This window comes from Candidatus Electronema sp. JM, from assembly GCF_048287415.1.
Taxonomy (GTDB): domain Bacteria; phylum Desulfobacterota; class Desulfobulbia; order Desulfobulbales; family Desulfobulbaceae; genus Electronema.
Genome location: NZ_JBLWEN010000053.1, coordinates 18,111 through 39,693 on the forward strand (window position 1 = coordinate 18,111; position 21,583 = coordinate 39,693).

Annotated in this window: 17 protein-coding genes; 4 read left to right on the top strand and 13 right to left on the bottom strand. The window is 56.3% G+C overall.

Annotated elements, in window-relative coordinates:
• Window positions 1-49: 49 nt before the first annotated feature.
• The 12 genes from folP to ACNKH6_RS11220 all read right to left on the bottom strand — a co-directional run bounded on the left by folP (window position 50) and on the right by ACNKH6_RS11220 (window position 16,394).
• Entirely contained in the window at window positions 50-853 is an 804-nt protein-coding gene (folP, locus tag ACNKH6_RS11165) for a dihydropteroate synthase (RefSeq protein ID WP_417915640.1), read from the bottom strand.
• Window positions 854-919: 66 nt separating this feature from the next.
• A complete protein-coding gene (ftsH, locus tag ACNKH6_RS11170; RefSeq protein WP_417915641.1) occupies window positions 920-2,758 on the bottom strand; it encodes an ATP-dependent zinc metalloprotease FtsH in 1,839 nt (612 codons plus the stop codon).
• 68 nt (window positions 2,759-2,826) lie between these two features.
• Window positions 2,827-6,054 carry a carbamoyl-phosphate synthase large subunit gene (gene carB / locus ACNKH6_RS11175; RefSeq protein WP_417915642.1) on the bottom strand — a complete coding sequence of 1,076 codons (3,228 nt, stop codon included), beginning with the start codon at window positions 6,052-6,054 and terminating at the stop codon, window positions 2,827-2,829.
• A gap of 349 nt (window positions 6,055-6,403) precedes the next feature.
• The gene (gene carA, locus ACNKH6_RS11180) at window positions 6,404-7,510 is read right to left on the bottom strand and encodes a glutamine-hydrolyzing carbamoyl-phosphate synthase small subunit (protein WP_417915643.1); all 1,107 of its coding nucleotides are present in this window, start codon (window positions 7,508-7,510) and stop codon (window positions 6,404-6,406) included.
• A 642-nt stretch (window positions 7,511-8,152) separates the two neighbouring features.
• Window positions 8,153-8,347, bottom strand: coding sequence for a hypothetical protein (locus tag ACNKH6_RS11185; protein ID WP_417915644.1), 195 nt, complete (start codon window positions 8,345-8,347; stop codon window positions 8,153-8,155).
• A 55-nt stretch (window positions 8,348-8,402) separates the two neighbouring features.
• Window positions 8,403-9,008 carry a hypothetical protein gene (locus tag ACNKH6_RS11190; protein ID WP_417915645.1) on the bottom strand — a complete coding sequence of 202 codons (606 nt, stop codon included), beginning with the start codon at window positions 9,006-9,008 and terminating at the stop codon, window positions 8,403-8,405.
• 9 nt (window positions 9,009-9,017) lie between these two features.
• The gene (locus ACNKH6_RS11195; RefSeq protein WP_417915646.1) at window positions 9,018-9,488 is read right to left on the bottom strand and encodes a hypothetical protein; all 471 of its coding nucleotides are present in this window, start codon (window positions 9,486-9,488) and stop codon (window positions 9,018-9,020) included.
• 149 nt (window positions 9,489-9,637) lie between these two features.
• Window positions 9,638-10,915 (bottom strand): 3-deoxy-D-manno-octulosonic acid transferase, encoded by a 1,278-nt coding sequence (locus ACNKH6_RS11200; protein ID WP_417915647.1) that lies wholly within the window; start codon window positions 10,913-10,915, stop codon window positions 9,638-9,640.
• Between the two features lie 193 nt (window positions 10,916-11,108).
• Entirely contained in the window at window positions 11,109-11,954 is an 846-nt protein-coding gene (locus ACNKH6_RS11205) for a carbonic anhydrase (protein WP_417915648.1), read from the bottom strand.
• Window positions 11,955-12,384: 430 nt separating this feature from the next.
• Entirely contained in the window at window positions 12,385-12,603 is a 219-nt protein-coding gene (locus tag ACNKH6_RS11210) for a hypothetical protein (RefSeq protein WP_417915649.1), read from the bottom strand.
• A gap of 105 nt (window positions 12,604-12,708) precedes the next feature.
• Window positions 12,709-12,858 (bottom strand): hypothetical protein, encoded by a 150-nt coding sequence (locus ACNKH6_RS11215; RefSeq protein WP_417915650.1) that lies wholly within the window; start codon window positions 12,856-12,858, stop codon window positions 12,709-12,711.
• Complete coding sequence (locus tag ACNKH6_RS11220; RefSeq protein WP_417915651.1) at window positions 12,855-16,394, bottom strand: hypothetical protein; 3,540 nt, start codon at window positions 16,392-16,394, stop codon at window positions 12,855-12,857. Before ACNKH6_RS11220 ends, ACNKH6_RS11215 begins: the two co-directional genes overlap by 4 nt.
• A 201-nt stretch (window positions 16,395-16,595) precedes the next feature.
• On the opposite strand from ACNKH6_RS11220, the gene ACNKH6_RS11225 reads away from it, so the two are divergent.
• From ACNKH6_RS11225 to ACNKH6_RS11240, 4 genes are all read left to right on the top strand, one after another.
• A complete protein-coding gene (locus ACNKH6_RS11225) occupies window positions 16,596-16,970 on the top strand; it encodes a CZB domain-containing protein (protein ID WP_417915652.1) in 375 nt (124 codons plus the stop codon).
• Between the two features lie 158 nt (window positions 16,971-17,128).
• A complete protein-coding gene (locus tag ACNKH6_RS11230; protein WP_417915653.1) occupies window positions 17,129-17,488 on the top strand; it encodes a CZB domain-containing protein in 360 nt (119 codons plus the stop codon).
• A complete protein-coding gene (locus ACNKH6_RS11235) occupies window positions 17,485-17,685 on the top strand; it encodes a hypothetical protein (RefSeq protein WP_417915654.1) in 201 nt (66 codons plus the stop codon). Before ACNKH6_RS11230 ends, ACNKH6_RS11235 begins: the two co-directional genes overlap by 4 nt.
• 241 nt (window positions 17,686-17,926) lie before the next feature.
• The gene (locus ACNKH6_RS11240; protein ID WP_417915655.1) at window positions 17,927-21,223 is read left to right on the top strand and encodes an efflux RND transporter permease subunit; all 3,297 of its coding nucleotides are present in this window, start codon (window positions 17,927-17,929) and stop codon (window positions 21,221-21,223) included.
• A 48-nt stretch (window positions 21,224-21,271) separates the two neighbouring features.
• On the opposite strand, the gene ACNKH6_RS11245 is transcribed toward ACNKH6_RS11240, so the two are convergent.
• On the bottom strand, window positions 21,272-21,397 hold the full coding sequence (locus ACNKH6_RS11245) for a hypothetical protein (RefSeq protein ID WP_417915656.1): 126 nt from the start codon (window positions 21,395-21,397) through the stop codon (window positions 21,272-21,274).
• Window positions 21,398-21,583: the final 186 nt, after the last annotated feature.

Below are 21,583 nucleotides of genomic sequence, written 5' to 3' on the forward strand. Positions count from 1 at the left end.
TTTTCGACCTGCAGTTTGGCCCGTCATGCCCTGCGCAGACGGGCCTTTTTCATGCCGTCTGCGGTTCCAGCACCTCAGTCAGCCGCAAGGCCGCTGCGGTTTTCGCCACATCATGCACCCGCAAAATATCCGCGTTCTGCTGGGCGCAGAAGGCGGAAACTAATGCCGTGGCCCAGTCCCGTTCTTCCATCGGCAGGCCGAGCTTGCCAAGGAAAGACTTGCGCGAATGGCCGATCAGCACCGGAAAGCCAAGGGCTTTAAACGCGCTGATATTGCGCAGAATTGCCAAGTTATGCTCCAGCGTCTTGCCGAAGCCGATGCCCGGATCGAGGATGATCCGTTCCCGGCGGATGCCCTGCGCCTGCATCCACGTTGTCCGCTCCTGAAAAAAAGTGCAAATTTCTGCAACCACGTCGCTGTACTGCGGAGCAAGCTGCATGTCGCCAGGCGTGCCCTGCATGTGCATGATGATCATAGGACCGTCAAAGCTGCGGGCCGCGCTGATCATTTCTGGATCGTGGCGAAGAGCGGAGATATCATTGATGATTGTCGCTCCAGCAGCCAGCGCGGCGCGGGCCACAATCGCTTTGGTGGTATCTATGGAGATCGGAATTGCCGCCGAAAGCGAGCGCACGGCCTCAATTGCCGAAATAACCCGCCGCAACTCTTCGTCCGCCGTCACTGGCTGGGCAAAAGGCCGGGTGGATTCTCCACCAATATCAATGAGGTCCGCGCCGTCCGCCAGCAGCCGTTCCGCCTGCCGGTGAATGCTTCGCGCATCGAAAAAGCTGCCGCCGTCGGAAAAGGAATCTGGAGTGACATTGAGAATGCCCATGAGCTGCGGTTTCTTCATCGTGCCTCAAAAAAAGAAAAGGCGCAGGAGAACCTGCGCCAAATTATCCTGTGACAGAAAAATCTCTTAGACTGCTGCCGGTTCCGCCTTTTCCGCTTCCGGCTTGCGCAGCACGCCGATGACCCGATCAATATCCTCCAGCGTGATCGTCTCCTTCTCCAGCAGCTCGTTGGCCACCGCTTCAAGGATGTCCTTGTTGTCACGCAGCAGTTTTTCCGTATCCGCTGCGGCGGTGAGGATCATCTCCTTCACCACGTCGTCAATGCGGCGAGCGGTTTCTTCACTGTAATCACGGTGCTGGGCGATCTCACGACCAAGGAATATCTGCTCCTCCTTCTTGCCGTAAGCCAGCGGCCCCAGCTCCTCGCTCATGCCCCATTCGCAGACCATCTTGCGGGCCAAATCGCTGGCGCGCTCAATGTCGTTGCCGGAACCGGTGGTGATTTCGCCGAAAATGACCTTCTCGGCAGTCCAGCCGCCGTAGAGGATGCGCAGTGTGTTGAGCAGGAACTGCTTGGAATGCGTGTATTTCTCGTCCGTGGGTAGCTGCATGGTCAGGCCGAGTGCCCGCCCGCGCGGAATGATCGTCACCTTGTGAATGGGATCGGTGCCGGGCAGCAGGCGGGCGACAATGGCGTGCCCTGCCTCGTGATAGGCGGTGATCTTCTTCTCGCGGTCGGAAATGATCATGGATTTGCGCTCCGCGCCCATCATCACCTTGTCTTTGGCTTTTTCCAGCAGCTCGCTGGTGATTTCCTCCGCGCCTTGCCGGGCCGCCATCAGGGCCGCCTCGTTGACCAAGTTCTCCAAGTCCGCGCCGGAAAAGCCGGGCGTGCCGCGCGCAATCACCTCCATGTCCACCGAAGCGGCCATCTTGGTTTTCTTGGCGTAGATGTCGAGGATCATCTGACGGCCTTTGATATCCGGGATCGGCACCACCACTTGGCGGTCGAAACGGCCAGGCCGGAGCAGAGCCGGATCGAGCACGTCAGGCCGGTTGGTGGCGGCGATGATGATCACGCCGTCGTTGGCGTTGAAGCCGTCCATCTCCACCAAGAGCTGGTTGAGGGTCTGCTCGCGCTCGTCATGCCCGCCGCCGAGACCCGCGCCGCGATGACGGCCCACTGCGTCAATTTCATCAATAAAGATGATGCAGGGCGCATTCTTCATGCCCTGATTGAAGAGGTCGCGCACCCGCGAGGCACCCACGCCGACGAACATTTCGACGAAATCTGAGCCGGAAATGGAGAAAAAGGGCACCCCGGCCTCGCCCGCGATGGCTCTGGCCAAAAGGGTCTTGCCGGTGCCGGGAGGGCCGGCCAGCAGCACGCCCTTGGGGATGCGTCCGCCGAGCTTGGTGAATTTCTCTGGATCTTTGAGAAAATCAATGATCTCCTCCAGCTCGGCCTTGGCCTCGTCAATCCCGGCCACATCCTTGAAGGTGATTTTCGCCTCGCCCTCTTCCTGCATTTTCGCTCTTGTTCTGCCGAAACTGAGCGGGCCGCCCTTGCCGCCAACCTGCATCTGGCGCATGAAGAAGACCCACACGCCGATCAGCAGCAGCATCGGAAACCACGAGATGAAGATTGAGAGCCAGAGCGACTCTCTGTCCGCCTCTTTGACGGTGATATCCACGCCAGACTTGCGCAGCAGCGAGAACAGCTCGACATCACGAGGCATCATGCTGACCACGTTGCGACCGTCCCCGCCAGTGCCGTAGATTTTATCGCCTTTGACGGTCACTTTGCTGATCGTGTTGTTTTCAATGCTGGCGAGGAACTGGCTGTAGCTGATCTCGTCGGTTCTCGGCCTGTCCACGGACGGCGCACTGAACAATTTGACCAGCACCGCCGCTGTCAAGGCGATCACCAGCCACATGCTCAGATTTTTATAAAAGTTGTTCATTCAGCTGCGAAGGGATTGAGTTACGGCGTTGGTTCCGCCTTCAGGGCAAGGTATGACCTCGCAGGCCTTCAGTCAAGGGCGGCGGCGAATTCCTGCACGGTTTTCACCCCGATTTCCTCTTCAGCCAGAGCGGCGATGGCTTGCGTCATTGAGACCGCGCCGCTGACTGTGGTGGTGTAGGGGATGTGATAATTCAGGGCCGCCCGGCGGATGAAATACGAGTCTTCCGTGGTTCTGCTGCCGGACGAGGTGTTAACTATCCACTGTACTTGACCGTCCTTGAGTTTGTCAAGAATATGGGGCCGTCCTTGGGAAATCTTGTTGACCCGCTCGCAGCTCAGGCCGTGCTCGGCCAGCTTGTCCGCCGTGCCGTGCGTCGCCAGAATGCTGAATCCCATTTTGATCAAGTCCTTGGCCACCGGCACGATGTTTTCCTTGTCCGAGCGGCGGACGCTGATGAAGACGCAGCCGCTCTTCGGCACCTTCTGGCCAGCAGCCTGCTGTGACTTAGCCAAAGCGAGGCCGAGGTTGTCGTCTATGCCCATGACCTCGCCTGTGGATTTCATCTCCGGGCCAAGCAGGGTGTCCACGTTTTCGAAGCGGTCAAAGGGGAAGACCGCCTCCTTCACCGCCCAGTGCTTGATGGAAACCTCTTTGGTGAAACCGAGCTGCTCCAAGCTCAGGCCGAGCATGACCTTGGCCGCAATCCGGGCCAGCGGCACGCCGGTGGCCTTGGAGACAAAGGGCACGGTGCGCGAGGCGCGGGGATTGACCTCCAGCACATACAGCGTCTCGTCCTTGACCGCGTACTGCACGTTCATCAGGCCGACCACGCCCAGCTCGGCGGACATGGCCTTGGTCGCCCGGCTGATTTCCTCAATCATCGCCGGAGACAGCGTGTGCGGCGGCAGGACGCAGGCCGAATCGCCAGAATGAATGCCTGCCTCCTCAATATGCTCCATGATGCCGCCAATCACGGTCATTTTGCCGTCCGAGACAGCATCCACATCCACCTCAATCGCGTCCTTCAGGAAGCGGTCAAGCAGCACTGGATGCTCGCTGGCAACGATGGCAGGCAGAGCCATGAATTCGCGGATGCCCTGCTCGTTATAGACGATGCGCATGTTGCGCCCGCCGAGCACATACGAAGGCCGCATGACCACGGGAAAACCGATCTGCTCCACCGCTTTCAGAGCCTCGGCCAGATTGTGGGCGATGGCGTTCTCCGGCTGCTTGAGGCCGAGCTTTTGCAGCATCTGCTGGAAGCGCTCACGGTCTTCAGCCCGGTCTATGGCATCAGGCGAGGTGCCGACAATCGGCACTCCGGCCTTGGCCAAGGGCACAGCCAGATTGAGCGGAGTCTGACCGCCGAACTGAACAATCACCCCGTCCGGCTTCTCGCGCTCAATGATGCTGAGAACATCCTCCTTGGTCAGCGGCTCGAAGTAGAGGCGGTCGGAGGTGTCATAGTCGGTCGAGACAGTTTCCGGGTTGGAGTTGACCATGATGGATTCCACGCCAATCTCTTCCAGCGCAAAGGCGGCGTGGACGCAGCAGTAGTCAAACTCAATGCCCTGGCCGATGCGGTTGGGGCCGCCGCCAAGGATCATGATCTTCTTGCGGTCGGACGGCTCGGACTCGTTTTCCTGATCGTAGCAGGAGTAGTAATACGGCGTGTAGGACTCAAACTCGGCAGCGCAAGTATCCACCAGCTTGTACACCGGCTGAATACCGAGCTTTTTGCGCAATTGGCGGATATCCTCCTCGGCTGTGCCGCTGAGATAAGCTAATTGCGCGTCAGAGAAGCCCAGCTGCTTGACCTCAAAGAGGAAGTCGGCATCAAGCAGCCCGGCCAGCCCTTTGTTCTTGATCGTCTGCCCGGCCTCGACAATCTGACGCATGTTGACCAAAAACCACGGGTCAATCTTCGTCAGTTCGGCGATGCGCTCGACGCTCATGCCCCGGCGCAGGGCCTCGAACAGATGCGGGACGCGTTTGGAGTTCGGCTTGCGCAGGCCGTGCTCCAGGTCGTCCTTGTCCAAATGCTGCAAGTCCATCTTGCCGCTGAAGCCAAAGCCAGTCCAGCCGATCTCCAGCGAGCGCAGGCCCTTCTGCAAGGCTTCCTTGAAGGTGCGGCCCATAGCCATCGTCTCGCCGACCGACTTCATCGCCGTGGTCAGGAAATCGTCCGCCTCCGGGAATTTCTCGAAGGTCCAGCGCGGGATTTTCACCACGCAGTAGTCAAGGGTCGGCTCAAAGGCGGCGCAGGTCTCCTTGGTGATGTCGTTTTGCAGCTCGTCGAGCGTGTAGCCCACGGCCAGCTTGGCGGCAATGCGGGCGATGGGAAAGCCGGTCGCCTTCGAGGCCAGCGCGGAAGAACGCGAGACGCGGGGATTCATCTCAATCACCATCAGCTCGCCGTCCTTGGGATTGACCGCAAACTGGACGTTCGAGCCGCCGGTTTCCACGCCGATCTCGCGGATGATGGCGATGGCCGCGTCGCGCATGTTCTGGTACTCGACATCGGTCAGGGTCTGCTGCGGGGCCACGGTGATGGAATCGCCGGTGTGCACGCCCATCGCGTCAATATTCTCAATCGAGCAGATGATAACCACGTTGTCCTTGCGGTCGCGCATCACCTCCAGCTCGTACTCCTTCCAGCCGAGCAAGCTGCGCTCCAGCATGATCTCAGTGGTCATGGAAAGGTCAAGCCCGGCGGTGCACATCTGCTGCAATTCTTGGCGGTTGTAGGCCACGCCGCCGCCTGTGCCGCCGAGCGTGAAGCTGGGCCGGACAATGACCGGGAAACCGATCTCCTCGCCTGCGGCCATCGCTTCCTCAATGGTGTGGACGATGAAGGATTTCGGCACATTAAGGCCGATCTTGCGCATCGCGTCGCGGAATTCCTCGCGGCCCTCAGCCTTGCGGATGACCTTGGCATCAGCAGCCAGCATCTCCACGCCGTATTTCTCCAAAACCCCGCTCTCTGCCACTTTGATCGCGGTGTTGAGGGCCGTTTGGCCGCCGAGCGTGGGCAGGAGCGCGTCAGGCCGCTCGCGCTCAATCACTTTGGTCAGATATTCCGGGGTGATCGGCTCGATGTAGGTGCGGTCGGCCAAGCCTGGATCAGTCATGATCGTGGCCGGGTTGGAGTTGATCAGCACCACCTCATAGCCCTCTTCTTTCAGGGCCTTGACCGCCTGCGCGCCGGAGTAGTCGAACTCGCAGGCCTGACTGATGATGATCGGGCCGGAGCCGATGATGAGAATCTTATGTATGTCTGTGCGTTTGGGCATGGCGAACTGTGCGAAAATATTTAAGCTGACAGGCAGCGGTGCTTCTTAAAGAAGGAGTGTTCTTTTGCTGGCTGCGAACAGCGCATTTCCGGCTGGAAATGGCCCGTTTGACGCTGGCAGTAACCCATTGCCAAGTGGAAATGCCTCATTGCCAGCAAGGAATGGCGCATTGCCACGTGCGAATGAGGCATTCCTTCTTGGCAACGCCTCATTCCTTGCCGCGAATGCTCCATTGCCAACTGGCAACGTCGCATTGCCAAGCGGGAATGGCCTGTTTCTATCTGGCAGCGAGGCGTTGCCAGCGTCAAATGCGGCATTTCCAGCCGGGAACGCCTCATCGCCGCTGCTGTCACCGCCCTTCCATCAGGCCGATGAAGCGGTCAAAGAGGTAAACGGCATCGTGCGGGCCGGGCGCGTGTTCCGGGTGATACTGCACGGAAAAGGCGGGGAATTCTTTGTGCCGCATCCCCTCAAGGCTGCCGTCGTTGAGGTTGATGTGCGTGACTTCGACGCTGGCGGGCAGGCTTTGCGGGTCAACGCAGAAGCCGTGGTTCTGCGAGGTTATTTCGACCTTGCCGGTCTGCAAGTCCTTCACCGGCTGATTGCCGCCGCGATGGCCGAACTTGAGCTTGAAAGTGCTGCCGCCATAGGCAAGGCCGAGCATCTGATGGCCAAGGCAGATGCCGAAGATTGGCTTCTTGCCGAGCAAGGCACGGATGTTCTCGACCACGCCTGCCACGCCTGCTGGGTCGCCGGGACCGTTGGAGAGGAACACGCCGTCGGGATTGAGGGCCAGCACGTCGGCTGCCGGAGTTTTCGCAGGCACGACCAAGACGCTGCATCCTTTTTCCGCCAGAATGCGGAGCTGGTTGTATTTGATGCCGAAGTCGTAAGCCACGACCTTGAACTTGCCGCCCGCCGGGAATGCGCTGCTCTCGACCGGGCCAGTTGCGCTCCAAGCGTAGGGCTTGGCCGTGCTCACGCCCGCCACCATGTCTTGACCAACCAACCCAGCCCAGTTCTTCGCCTTTTCCACTAACGAAGCCTCGTTGAGGTCTTCAGTGGAGATGACCGCCTTCATCGCCCCGCGCTTGCGGATGATCCGGGTCAGCATCCGGGTGTCGAAGCCCTCAATGCCGAGCACGCCGAACGTGCGGAGGAAGTCGGCCAAGCTGCCGCTGGCGCGGTGATTGCTCGGCACGGCCTGATATTCGCGCATCAGGAAGGCGCGGGGATGCGCGGCGGCGGATTCCATGTCCTCCGGGTTGATGCCGTAGTTGCCGATCAGCGGGTAGGTCATCGTCACCATCTGGCCGGTGTAGGAGGGGTCGGTCAGGATTTCCTGATAGCCGCTCATGCTGGTGTTGAACACGATTTCCCCGGCTGCCTCGCCCGCCCCGGTGAAGGAGCGTGCAGGCAGCACAGTGCCGTCTTCAAGCGCGATTAGTGCTTTCATATCAACAAAATTGAATTATTTTTCAGATTAAGATCACTCGTTGTTGCTTTATAAAAAACAATGCAGTTTGAAGATTGAGCGGGCGAGGTGATTTGATAGCGGAAATAGTAAAATTAATATTTCCTTCAATTATCTTCTTGTTTTTGATGATATTATTCGAGTTCTCGCCAAAATTTATCTATGCCTTGTCGAGATTCTAAAGAAAGATAACATCTCTTTTCATGCCATTTTTTGGTTTTAAAAAATGATATTATTTTTTGCAAGTCTAATCCAGCCCATTTATCAGCATAACTTATATACGGCGTGTCAGCAATCCAGAACCGTAAGTCACTAGAAGTAATTCTAAGTAATACAGCAACAACTTCACAGTATTTTGTCCACATTTCACGGTATAGACGACAGATGTCGCCTCGTGAATACAACTTTGTCTCCTTGGTAATATTCACCAACCTATCGATATGTACAATATCCAAAAAAACAAATGTATAAGCTGAAATTAAATCATTTGTTCCTTCAAATGAGCTTCGTATCTTCATTAGCTTACGATACCGAGACGGATGAAATTCAGAACTAAGCTGGCCAATAAATTGACGAGCCGACTCCCACGTCCCATCTGTTTCTTTTGTTTTTTTGATATACTCTTCAATATCTTCTTGCTATTTCAATAGCAAAATTTATCAGATTCTCATTAAGTGTCCAGCATTTTTTGTAACGCTCTAATATTATCGCATTTTTTATCTTTATGGCTTCTTGGATAATGAATATTGGTTGCCCCGCCTTAATTTCTGCAAATTTACTTAAATTATCAAGCCCCCATTTCAAAAGTAATTCGTACATTACGCAAACACCTTCTGGATTAACTTATTAAAATAACAAATAAAATATCGAATTACTATGCCTCATTGAGATACGAATCAGCAACACTAAAAGCCCAATTCAGCACATCAAACACCTCTTGCATATCCATCGTGGCCGAAAATTTCTTCGGTTCCTTGATGAACACCTGATTTTCCAGTCGTCCAAATTCCCAAATATTGCCTGTAGTGACAACACTTAAACAGCTTTTTCGTCCCTGCAAAGAAGCCGCAACCATCTCCGCTAAAGCCTGCGTCCAGCCTTCTTCAAAATTATCTTTCTTCGCTTCAACAATACAAAGAGGAGGAATCCCCATGTCGCCGTATTTCGTTCTCGGCGCAATCAGATAATCAGGATCGCCAACTAATCCTTTTTCTTTATCTACATTATAGGGAACATGCGACCAAATTTTTAATAATTCATAATTTCCAGCTATTATCTCTAAAATAGGGCTGATTATTCTTTCGCATATCGTAGTTTCGTTAATAAAATTTAAATCATCCGCCAATTTTTTCTCAATTCTTTCAAAATCAACATCAGGAATTACGATATGCAGCCGCTCGACAAAATGCTGATAGCCGCTAACGGAAATATCAAATATCCTTGCTACTTCTGAAACTGACTTGAACGTGCCGTATGGCATAATTTTGCCTTAAATTTTTCCTGCATCAAGCATTCCGCTCAAAATAGAAAATATCTCGCTGATGTCTTCAGGAAACCGAAAGGTGTGAACATCTTTCAACAGCCGCTTCTCTTTCCGTTCCAGCACCGCAAAACGCCAGACCTCGCCAATCGTGACCGCGCCGTAGATATTTAGCATCGCTGATGGTTCTTCGTACATGTCCATTGCAATCATCTCAGCGGCCAACTGATTGAATCCGCGTTCAAGGTCGCCTTTCTTCGCTTCGATGACGATCAAGTTTTGCGGGGAGCGGAAAAGATAATCTATCGTCCCTCCGAGCTTGTCATTGACCTCTACCGGATATTTTATGTTTAGTTTCGCGTTGATATTTTGAATAACCGAATGCAGCACCGGCGCAATCATCACTTCACGCTTTGCTGTTTCAGAAGAAAGCGAAATTTTCGGCAGAAGCGCATAATATGTCGAGCTGATGCGCTCCATAGTTTCCTGACAGACAGCCTGAGAGCGGGGAAAAGCGACGGCTTGCGTGAAAAAAGTGTATCCCAAGGCGGCAACAATCTCCTCGGTGGGATTGCCCATTTCAAAATAATCGCTGAAGGTGTATTTCTTTCCTTCTTTGAAGATGCTTCTCATACGCGCCCTTTTGTTTGCAATTCCCGCATCACCAATTCCGCCTGCCGCTGTGCCGAACCCTGCTGGGCCGCCGCAAGCCGCTCCGCTGCCTGGCAGGTCTGCTGATGCAGACGTTCATCATGCAGCAGCGCAGAAAGCTGTTCAGCCAGCTCATTTGCGTCACGTGCTTGAAAACCTGCGCCTGCCGACAGCACCAGCTCCGCCGCGTCTTGATAATCCTGCATGAATGGCCCAAAACAGACCGGCCTGTGCCAGCGCACCGGCTCCATGATGTTGTGGCCGCCCTTGTTGACCAAGCTGCCGCCGCAGAAGTTCACATCGCCGAGGGCGTAGAGATCAGCCAGCTCGCCGAGTGAATCGACCAGCACGATGTCCTTGCGTCGGCCTTGGGCGGCGCATTCGGAAAGCAGCTTGCAGTCCAGCCCGGCTTCTTGCAGCAGCGACCGCACCTCATCTATGCGGTTCAAGTGGCGCGGCGCGATGATCCAGAGCAGCTTGCCCGCCGTTTCCTGACGCAGGCGGCGGCAGACCGGCAGAAGCAGTTCTTCCTCGCCAGTTCGGGTGGAACCGCAGATGAATATCCTCTTGCCGTCCGGCTTGAGCAGCCGTTGATATTTCTCCCGCATCGCTCCGGCATCAGCGGCGGGCAAATCGTATTTCAGATTGCCGCAGACCTGCACCTGCTCCGCTCCGAGCTGGCGGAACCGCGCGCTGTCCTGCTCGCTGATCACGCTGATTGCGCTAAATCTTTTCAGCAGCTCCGCCATGAAGCCGGGCAGCAGGCGATATCTGCGGAAGGAGCGTTCCGAAAGCCTGCCGTTGAGCAAAAGCGCAGGAATTCCGGCCTGGCTGATCTCCCGCAGCATTGTCGGCCACAGCTCAGTTTCCAAACAAACGTAAACATCTGGCCGCACCTCGCGCAGAGCACGCCGCACCGCTTGGGGCATGTCCAGCGGGGCCAGCTCGCAGCGAACAGGCTGCGGCAGGCGCAGACGGGCGGCATCCCTGCCCTGCCGGGTCATGGTGGTTACAAAAAAATAGCTGCTGGGGATTTGTTCCCTCAGAGCAGCAATCAGAACGCAGGCGGCCTGCACCTCGCCCACCGAGGCGGCGTGAATCCAGATCAGCGGGCCAGCGCGGGCGAAATCACATTGATATCTGCCGAGACGCTGCTCTGTCTCCCAGCCGGGAACAGTGAAGTGCAAAACAGGCAGGACAGCCGAAAGCAAGGCATGAGCCGCCGTGCCGATTGCGCGATAAAGGACGGGAAGCATGGGAATAAATCCGGCGCACAAGCCCCGGCTGTCGTTTTCATCCGTTCGGACGAAGAAGATTCATTTAAACAGGATTGCCCCAGAACGTCAAGAGGGAAGAAGATTTTCCCAGCCAGAAACGCAACCGAAAAAAAAGGCCGGATGATGCGTTCATCCGGCCTTTTCACAACTTACGCCTGTAAAGAAGAAAGAATCAGTGTTTCCCTTCCTCTTTCTTTCCTTCTTCCTTTTTTTCCTCTTTTTTGTCGCCATGCCCCTCATGGCCTTCGCCGCCGCCAGCCATTGCCTGCATCTGGCGTTTCGGATTCTTTTCAACCTCAGCCAAAATAGTGCCTACCTTCTCCTCCGGCAGCCAGTCCACTTTGCCAGTGCCCACGTCATAGATCGCGCCGACCACCTTAACCTTGCCATCCTTGACCATTTCGCGCACTTTCGCGCTCTTCATGAACAGGTCGTTGACGCTCTGCCAGACGTTCTCGGTAATGGCTGCCGGAATGATATCCTTTTCCTCAGCCTTAGGATTCTGTTCAATAGCCCGCTTAACCGCCGGTGCAATATTATCTACCAAAAGAGGAATATTCGCTTCCAGCGGATGACCATGTCCTTTGATATCGGCGGTTACAGCTTTAACTGCACCGCATTGGGTATGGCCAAGAACGACGAAAAGCGGGGTGTTGACATGGGCCAAACCGTATTCAATGGAGCCAGCTTCATCGGTGTCAACCACGTTGCCGGCTACACGGACAATAAACAAATCCATGATGCCTTCGTCGAAAAGACGTTCAACCGGCACTCTCGAATCTGAACAAGCAATGATCGTAGCATGTGCATGTTTACCTTGATCCTCAGAGCCTGCTTGGATCAGGCGGGCCGCGTCGGTGTGCGGGTGCATGGATTTGCCGCTGACAAAGCGCTCGTTGCCCTCTTTCAGTTTAGCAAGAGCCTGATCAGCGGTCAGGTCAGTAGCGAAAACGGCAGGCGCGGCAGCCAAGGCCAGCAGGCAAGCACCGACCAGCGTTTTGATGACTCCTTTTTTCATTTTCTTCTCCTCTAAGAATTTTATTCAGCTTAAATGCCTGACAAAACGTCAGGGCAGGTTATTCTTCAGCACATGGAACGTGCCGTGATGATTATGCTCAAGAAGCGGGGTGATGTCAAGCAGCAGAAAAAAATAACCGGGAGTTCCTTTCCGCAGAGAAAGGAACTCCCGGCATTGCATCTCAACCAGTTATTTCTGAACCGGGCTAGTGGAAGATTCAGAAGACTTCTGTGCCGGAGCCTCCTGATGATACACGGTGCAGGCGGAAAACAGCATTGCTGCGGAAAACAGGACAACAGCCAATTTAACAAACTTCATAATCATTCCTCGCACGTTGAGATGATATAAAACAACCTTTGCCAAAACTGCCAACTGCGTAAATTATACAGCAGCGTTCAAGGCTTCTTCAAGCCTTTTCTCAAAAAAACCTTCACCGGTACGGACGATAGTGATGGCGGTTGTTGTAGCGGCTGTCATAATAATGACGACTATGCGGATAACGCGGCACGACAGGCACCACAATGCTGGGAGCTGGCACGACGACACTGGGGGCAGGGGCAATCACTGCCGGGGGCGGCGGGCCGTAATAATAACACCCGTTCAGCCCCAGCAGCATGGCGGCGGCCAGCAGCATTTTTGTTGTTTTCATGATCAGACCTCTGGGGAAGGTTGGAGAAACATTCTATTCTGCCTGTTCAGCATTTTTATTATACCCCAACTTGTGACCTGCAGCATCTTTTTTCAATGCCTCAGCTCACGCCCTGGATGCTGCGTCATAGGTGCCAAAGGGATAGACGATGGAACCGGAGCGGTGCTGCGCCCATGAACTGACCAGAAAGCGCAGCACCGAGCCGGCAAAACCGCCGCTGACGATCAGCAGCAGATGGAGCAGGCTATGGTTCATTTGCCGAAGATGCCGTCAATCAGGCCGGGCAGATTGGGCAGCGCTTTTTCCACCTCCTTCGGCACCACTTTTTCCACCTGCTCCTGAATCACTTGGTTGGCCGCATGTTTCGCGGCTTGACCAACCAAATCAGAAGCTGCCTGCATCAGTGCTTGCGGATTATAGACCGGTTTGTCTTTGCTGCCTTTAATCGGCACCTTGAGCGTCGCTCCTTTCAGGACTTCATAGCCTCTTTTGCCGACGAGATTTTTTGTCACCGGCACTTCCAGCACATAATCTAAGCTGCCGTCAAAACCTGCCGAGCCGCTCAAGAGCATTTCTGAATCCGCGACCGTGATTTTAATCGGCGAGCAGGATATCCGCCCTTTTTTGCCGTCGCAGGTCATATTTCTTTCTTTCAGCCGCAGCGGCTGCCCAGATAATCCAGCCATATCAAGAATCCCGGCCAAGGCACTGATCGGCTCCAGAACCACGCTAGCCAGATCAAAGCGAAGGTTGAAATCCGCCTGCTCCAGCCCTTTGCCGCCGATGGGCAGGGACAGCCGCTCGGCCCGGACGCTGATGGTTCCGGCAGGCCGGGCAATGGCTCCAAGCAGCGGGTGAAAAGTTTTCAGCAGGCCGTCGGTGAGACTTTCAATCAGGCCGACACGATCCAGCACCTGCTCCGGCGCGGCAAGGGTGAGCAGCGGCGGCTCGCGGGTGTAATCAATTTTTGGCGTGAACTGGGCGGTGCCGCCGTTCAGGCTGCCTTTGAGCGTGGCATTCATAATCCCCTCTTTCATCTCTGTCGCCGCTGAAAGATTAGTGAGTTGAATGTCGGATTTGGCAAAGTTGTCGGCATGAACCTTGCCTGCAAAGCGCAGGTCTGCCTGCTGCCGTTTGCCGCTGAGGGGATAATACAGGCTGAACTTTTCCTTCTGCTTGCCTTCCGCCGTGATGCCGAGCGGATACATGCCGTTGACCACCGCGATCAAATCGGCCAAATCCGGTGTGGCCATGCCGTCCAAGGCCAGATGCGGCGTTTTGCCGGACAGCTCCAGCTTGCCGTTCGACTGCACGGCCAGCGGCGGCGAAAGCAGGTCGAAGGTGGTGAAATAAATATCTCCGGCCGCCAAATCGCCGTGCAGCTTGCTGCGGAATTCGGTTTTGTCCCGTGCCGTTATCAGACTGCCTTCCTTGCCAAACATAAAACGGTCAAGGTTGATTTCCACCGAGCCGGTGCTGCTCTTGCCGTCCGGCTGGCCGGTCAGTTCCGCATTCAACGTGGCCATGCCGCCGAGCTTCTGCTCCGGCGCGAGCTTGCCAAGCTGCTGAAGCAGGCCGCCGAGTTTGCTCAGATCTGAACTGCCAGTGATCAGCAGATTTTTCAGCAGGGGCATGGGGTTGCGCTGCCAGTCCTCGACCGCAAGCTGCTTCAGTCTGACTTCCGCAAAACCAGAGCTGAAGGTCAGATCGCGCAGGTTGAGGCGGTGATTTTCCAGGTCAATCAGGCTGTTGCCGCCGCCATCGGCAAAAAAGGCAGCCCGGCTGTCGGCCTCAATCAAAGGCCGCACCGCCTTATCTGCTGCTGGAGCGGTCTCCGGCTCGGCACGCAGGCGCAGCTCCGGCTCGCGGAACACCTTGCCTTTCTGATACAGGATGAAATTTTTGATCTGGCTGTCCAGCTCGCGCAGCACCACCCGGCTGTCTTCGGTGTAGCCGGACGTGTGCAGATCAAGATCACCGGCCAGCGAGGTTTCCTGATCCAGCGCATCGAATTTGTGCAACAGCTCAACCACCTTAGCCAGCAGCAGCTTGGCCTGGGCCTGATAGCCGGTGGAGATTTTGCCGTTCTTACGGTAGATGCCGTCAAGCGAGCCGCTGAGGCTGCCAGCCCACGAAGAAAGATCAAAGCTGAAGGTTGCCGCCTCGTTCGCGCTTTCTGGGAATTTGCCCGGCGCGTTCAGTGTGCCGCTGAAGCTGGCCTTGTGCGAGGGTAGCACCTCCTTGCCTTGACGCGTTAAACGGCAGTCGCTGATTTCTGCTTTGGCCTGGGCCTGATAGCGGTCATTGCCGCTGTGCGCTATTTGAAGCTGGAGCTGGAGTTTGCCGCCCGCATCCCAGCCGGAACGGAAAATCCGGTTGACCTCGCGCATGGTTTGGTCAAGATCAGCCCCGCCAAGCAGCGAAAACTGCTTTAAATTGCCCTTGCCCTCAAGATTGAGAAAGGGCGCGGTAAGAGCGAGGCGTTCCACTTCCGGCTCGTTGTTTTCCATGCTGCTGGCGAGCTGGAGGCGGAGCGGATGCTGCCAGGAAAAGGACTCGCTGTTCTGCCGTCCAGCCAAACTGTCCACCGCTGCCTCGGCAGTGACGCGCAGCTTCCCCTTTTCCTTGGCCAGCTCGGCGGAAAGATTCAGCTCGCCCCGGTCAAGGCGGAGATCATCACGAATTTTAAGCAGATGAGGAAATTGCGCCAGCAGCAGGGCAAGATCAATGTTGCCTTTGCCGCTGCCTTGAAAATTGTCGCCGCTGTAGGCGCATTGCAGCTCCAAACTGCCAAAATCTGAAGTCAGCTTCAAGCCAGGAAACTGCCAGCCGCTGGGCTGCTGGCGCATGTCGAGATCAAGGGCGAGGCGGCTGAAGCGGGGATGATCCTGCCCCAGCGCACCGCCGCTCAAATCCACATCACCCAGCGCAAGCGGGCCGCTGATGCTCAGGCTGCCATCCGCCGCGCCCTTCAGGCTGATGTCCGCTGAGAGCTTGCCGCTGCCTTGCGGCAAACCGTCCTTGCCCGGCTTGAGAGCCAAATAGGGTTTTGCTTGCACGTCGGCCAGCTTGAGCTGCATTTCTGCCGCGCTCAGGCTGCCTTTGCTCAGTTCAGCAAGTTTCGCGGTGCCGGAAATTGCCGCCTTGCCTGCTTCGCCGCTGTCTGCGGTCAGCTCAAATTTGAGGCCGCCGGTTGCTGCTTCCGCCTTGAGCGCACCATTGCCGAGCAGGAGCTGCGGCGGCTGCCCAGCCTGCACCGTCTTGACAGTCAGCTTGCTGATCAGCAGCTTGGCCTGCATGGTGTTGAGGAAGCTGCTGCTGTCTGCGGGAGGAGCAGCCTTGCTTGCTTCCGTCGGTCCGGCCTGCTGCCCGCCTGCCGCAGGCGGCTGTTCTGGCGGCGCAGCTTTAAGGGTCAGCAGCAGGGTCGGCTCGTTGATGCTGATTTCACCGAAATTGCTCCGCTCGATCAGCAGCGGCCATAGCCCTTGACTGCCGCGCAGTTCAGCAATGTCGAGACGAAGGCCCTGCCCTGTGTCGGCATAACTCAGATTGGCGCAGTCCAGTCCCTGCCGCCAGCCAATGGAGCAGCGTCCTGCGGTCAGCTCGCCGGGAATGACCTTATGATTCAGCTGGGTTAAGGCAAGATTCCGCACCCAGTCTGAAGAAAGAAGAGACGGAGCCAGCAGCACCGCCGCCAGCAGCGCGCCCGTGCCTGCTCCCGCCGCAATCAACAGCTTCTTTGTTTTCACCGCGTTCGCTCCTGTGTCAAGAAAAGAGAATCGTTTGCGCATGATGCTGCCCGGAGCTTGCCGCGAAAGCGGCGGCTTGTCAACCCTTTGTTCGTGCCAAGGCCGAAAATCGGCGGCAGAATGCCGAAATGCGTTGACCAGCGCGGCAGCTTTTCCTACAATAGAATTAATGAGAATGATTCTCAATAGTATGAAAAATAGTGCCGCCGCAGCGGCTGTTCCCTTTAACACAGGAGGCAGAATATGAGCATCATGATTGCGATAGATTTGCAGGCCGCTTTGATTGCCCATTTGCACTGGAAATCCAAGCTCTCTGATTTTTTCTATGGATTGGAGGACTTGAAGGTTGAGGAGGTAGCCGATCATACGAGCTGTGAATTCGGCAAATGGCTGTATTCACGCGGCCTGAAGGAGCTGGCCATATTCGCGGAAACCGAACTGCTGGAGCAGCTTCACAAAGAGGTGCATCAGCATATCCGCGAGTTAGTCGCCATGCCGGAGGATCAACGGCATACCCAAGAAGGACGGCGCGGACTCGCCCTGTTCCAAGAAAAATGCGACCAGCTCGTCGCTCTGCTGGAACGCATGGAGCGGCAGGCGCAGGGCAAGAGAGGTTGAATGTGGCACATTGTGGTGCAATGCAAAATTGAAAAATACGGCAGCGCATTGACTTCCGCCCGCTGAATAGGGTATAATGCGCTCCCAGTCATAAAGCAGGATGCTTGGTCCGCTTGAGCGTTGCCGAAGCATCGCTCATCAGAACAGAGGAGGCAATTATGAGTATGGCATTGATGGATTTGCAGGCTGCGGTAATCGCGCATCTGAACTGGAAATCACGATTGACCGATTTTTTTTACGGGCTGGAGAATCTGACTATAGCTGACGTGCCGGATCACACTCGCTGCGATTTCGGCAAATGGCTGTATGACAGAGGATTGAAAGATCTTGCCGGTCTTTCAGAAACTAACCGGATGGAGATGCTGCACAAGGAGGTGCACGAAGACATCAGAGCTATCGTTTCCATGTCGAAAGAGCAGCGGGAAAGCGACGACGGCAAGGCGCGGCTGACGAAATTCAAAGACAAATGCGATCAGTTTGTCGAAATGCTGGAGCGGATGGAGAAGCAGGTGAAATGACGTTTCACTGCCAGAATTACGACATTGCCGCTGACCGCTGCAAGCGGCTGTCCGGCGAATGCGTTCCAGCCCGCAAAGGCTGTGTCCTTGAGGGGCGGATGGTGGTCAGCGACGAGCTGGCCGAACGCATCCGCCGAATCAACGAAGAAACCGCCCGCCGCAGTCTGAAGGACAGCGCAGCCCGGCAGGCTGAATAAGCTGCCCGCTGCCAATTTCCCCACCTGCACGCTGACGGACAGTACGCTCCGTCAGCACGCACTCCCGGATTTTTCTCCCGTTTCCCATTTTTCTGAGCTACGGCAACCCAGCCGAGCGGCAAGTTTTTTTTCGGAAATCCCGTCCATTTGTCAGTCCTGGCTTGACGCAGCCCTGCGGAGCCGATAAAATTTGACCACGGTCAAGTTTTATCGCCTGACAAACTCCAGCCGAGTTTTTTCCATGTTCATCTCCGACACCGCCGTCAAGAACAGCATCGCCGTGATGGTGATGTCTGTCGTGATTCTCGTCATGGGCATCTACAGCTACTTTGCCCTGCCCAGGGAATCCGAGCCGGACATCAGCATTCCGCATGTCTTTGTCTCCACCACCTACCGTGGCGTTGCGCCGGGGGATGTGGAGACTGCTGTCACCATCAAGATAGAAAACAAGCTGAAGGGCTTGGACGGGCTGAAGAACCTCAAGTCGGTCAGCGCGGAGGGCGAGTCGCTTGTTGATGTGGAGTTCAGCACCGGCGTGGACATTGACTTGGCCCTGCGCAAGGTCAAAGACAAGGTGGATGAAGCCAAGAACGAGCTGCCCACAGACCTTGAGGACGACCCGCGCGTCTTTGAGGTGAATATCTCGGAGATGCCGATCCTCATCTACTCCTTGTCAGGCACCTGCGGCCTGAACCGGCTGAAGGAGATCGGCGACGATCTGGAGGATGAGATAGAGGGCGTGCCGGGAGTCTTGGACGTGGAGATCACCGGCGGCCGCGAGCGCGAGATCAGGCTTGAGGCGGATGCCGACAAGCTGGCCTACTACGGCATCAACATCACTGCGCTGCAAGGCGTGGTCAAGGGGGAGAACAGCAACACCTCAGGCGGCTCCATCCATCTGGGCGACGGCAAGTTCCAGCTGCGTGTGCCGGGCGAGGTCAGCACCCCGGAAGAGCTGCTCGGCTTGGTGGTGACCGTGCACAAAGGGCAGCCAGTCTATCTGCGCGATGTGGCCAAGGTCTTGGACGGCTTCAAGGAGGAGAGCAGCCGTTCCCGCATCAATGGACTTCAGGCCGTCAACATTGTGGTGAAGAAGCGGTCGGGCGAGAACATCATCGCCATTGCCGACGCGGTGAATTCCATTCTCGACAAGCGGCAGCCAACTTGGCCCAAGGGCACCAGCATCACCAAGGTCTTGGACAAGTCGCGGGACATTGAGAACATGGTGGCGGATTTGAACAACAACATCCTCACCGGCCTGATTCTGGTCGTGGGTGTGCTCTTCTTCACTATGGGCTTCCGCAATGCGGTGATCGTCAGCATGGCCATACCCTTCTCCATGCTCATCACCTATGCTGTGCTCTACGCCATGGGCATCACCCTGAACATGGTCGTCCTCTTCAGCCTGATCCTTGCCTTGGGGATGCTGGTGGACAACGCCATCGTCATCATCGAAAACGTCTTCCGCTTCATGGAGCAGGGCGTTGGCCGGACAGAGGCGGCGATGAAGGCGACCTCGGAAGTGGCCATGCCGGTCATCGGCTCCACGCTGACCACGGTCGTTGCCTTTGCGCCGATGATGTGGTGGCCGGGCATCATGGGCGAGTTCATGAAGTACCTGCCGCTTACGCTGATCATCGTCCTGACCGCCAGCCTCTTTGTCGCCTTGGTCATCAATCCCGCCTTGGCCGCTTTGTTTATGAAGAGCAGCAAAAAGGCCCGCAAGGCATCGGCCAAGGCCAAGGACGAGCTGGCCTGGGAGAAGCCCATTGCCATTGAAGGGATTATACTCAGGACATACGCCGCTGTTTTGCGCTTCTCGCTCCGTCATCCCTTGTCACTGATCGCCTGCACCTGCCTGCTGGTTGTGATGATGGTGCAGGGCTGGCTGCTGGCGGTCGGCCTGCGCAAGCCGGTGGAGTTCTTTCCCACGGCTGATCCGAGGGGCATCTACATCAATGTGGACTTCCCGGAAGGGGCAGATCTGAACTACATAGACGGCATCCTCAAGAAGATTGAGGTGGCTGTGGCGAGCGGTGGTAAGGGCGGTTCGCGAACCGCCCCTACGGAATACGAGAAAACCTTGGCCCCCAAGCAGCACCGCGCCGAAGACGGACGCATCTTCACCGGGCCAAGCGACTTGAAGAACATCAGCATCATCTACACCCGCGCTGTTTCCGCCAGCACAGGCAGCTCGGAGTTCGAGCAGAACTCGCCCAGCCATGTGGGCGTGCGCTTTGTTGATCTGGCTGACCGCTTCGAGTCGTCGAACGACACGGTGGATGAGATCAGAAAGCGGGTGGCGGACATCCCCGGTGCCAAGATCACCGTGGCCTTGGAAGCGGACGGCCCGCCCACCGGTGCGCCTGTGAACATCGAGATTGCCGGGGAGAACTTCGCTGTGCTCGGCACAATCTCCAAGGAGATCAAGAAGGCCCTGGCTCAGTTGCCGCACGTCAAGGATGTGCGCGACAACTTCGTCGAGGGCACGCCCTCGGTGCGGGTGCGGGTTGACCGGCAGAAGGCGGCCATGCTCGGCGTGAGCACGGGGAGCATCGGCTTTGCGCTCAAGGCGGCCTACAACGGGCTGGCGGTGTCCTCCTTCCGCGACGGCAGCGATGACTACGACATCACCGTGCAATTGCCGGACAAAGACCGGCAGACAGCGGACGTGCTCCGCCAGCTCATGATCACCGTGCCGGACGGAACCAGCGTGCCTCTGTCCACCTTGGCCACAGTGGACATTACCGGCTCAATGGGCAGCATCACCCGGATCAACAACCAGCGCGTGGTCACGGTCAAGGCCAATGTGGACGAGACCAAGGTGCCGGGCGCGGTGGTGCGGCAGCGGGCTGAGGTGCTGCTGGCCAAGATGCCTTTGCCGCCGGGCTATAAAGTCACCTTCACCGGCGAGAACCAAGATCAGCAGGAGTCGGAGGACTTCCTCGGCAAGGCTTTTGTGATAGCGTTGCTGCTGATCTTCCTCGTCATTGTCGCCCAGTTCAACTCCATCAGCCAGCCCTTCCTGATCATGACATCGGTCATCCTGGCCACCGGCGGGGCATTCTCCGGCCTGATGCTCTACAAGATGCCCTTCGGCATCATCATGACCGGCATCGGCGTGATCTCGCTGGCCGGCGTGGCGGTGAACAACGCCATCGTTCTGATTGACTACACCAACCAGCTGCGGGCAAGAGGCTTCTCAGTCAAGGAGGCGGTGGTCTTCGCCGGAGCGACGCGGTTGCGGCCTGTCTTCCTCACGGCTGTCACCACCATTCTCGGCCTTGTGCCGATGGTGACAGGCGTGTCCTATGACTTCACCAAGATGAGCATGTCCTGGGTCAGCGAGTCCAGCCAGTTCTGGCAGTCCATGGCCGTGGTGGTCAGCTCCGGCCTGCTCATCGCCACCTTCCTGACGCTGGTGGTCGTGCCGACGCTGTATTTCCTGCTGGAGCGGAGCAAGGAGGCGATTGCGGAAGGAGTGCGGCTCTGGGAGCGGGGGAAGGTGCGGGTATATCGGGTGCTGGCGGGGGAGTAGGGAGAAAATTCATGGACTTGCTCCAGCAGCTCCAAGGCAAGTTCTTGGTCATACATAAACCGCCTCGGCATCAATTCGCTTTTTCAGGAAACGATTCATGCCTTCCCGGTAGCTGACAAGATGCAATTTCTCCTCCAAATCCTGCTTAATGCCGATGAGATTCAGCAAGTCCACCTAATGTACAGCTATTTTTGAGTCGATCTATAGAGCAATCAAGCCATCCAAGATGGCTATCTCAAAATAGACACTATATCGATTTTTTCAAGCAATCGGCATTGACTTTTTGCCAAGGTCTGAATCTTAATCTGAAATTGTGCAGTGCGCAAGCAATCTCCATGACTGTGTCAGCAAACCAGCGCA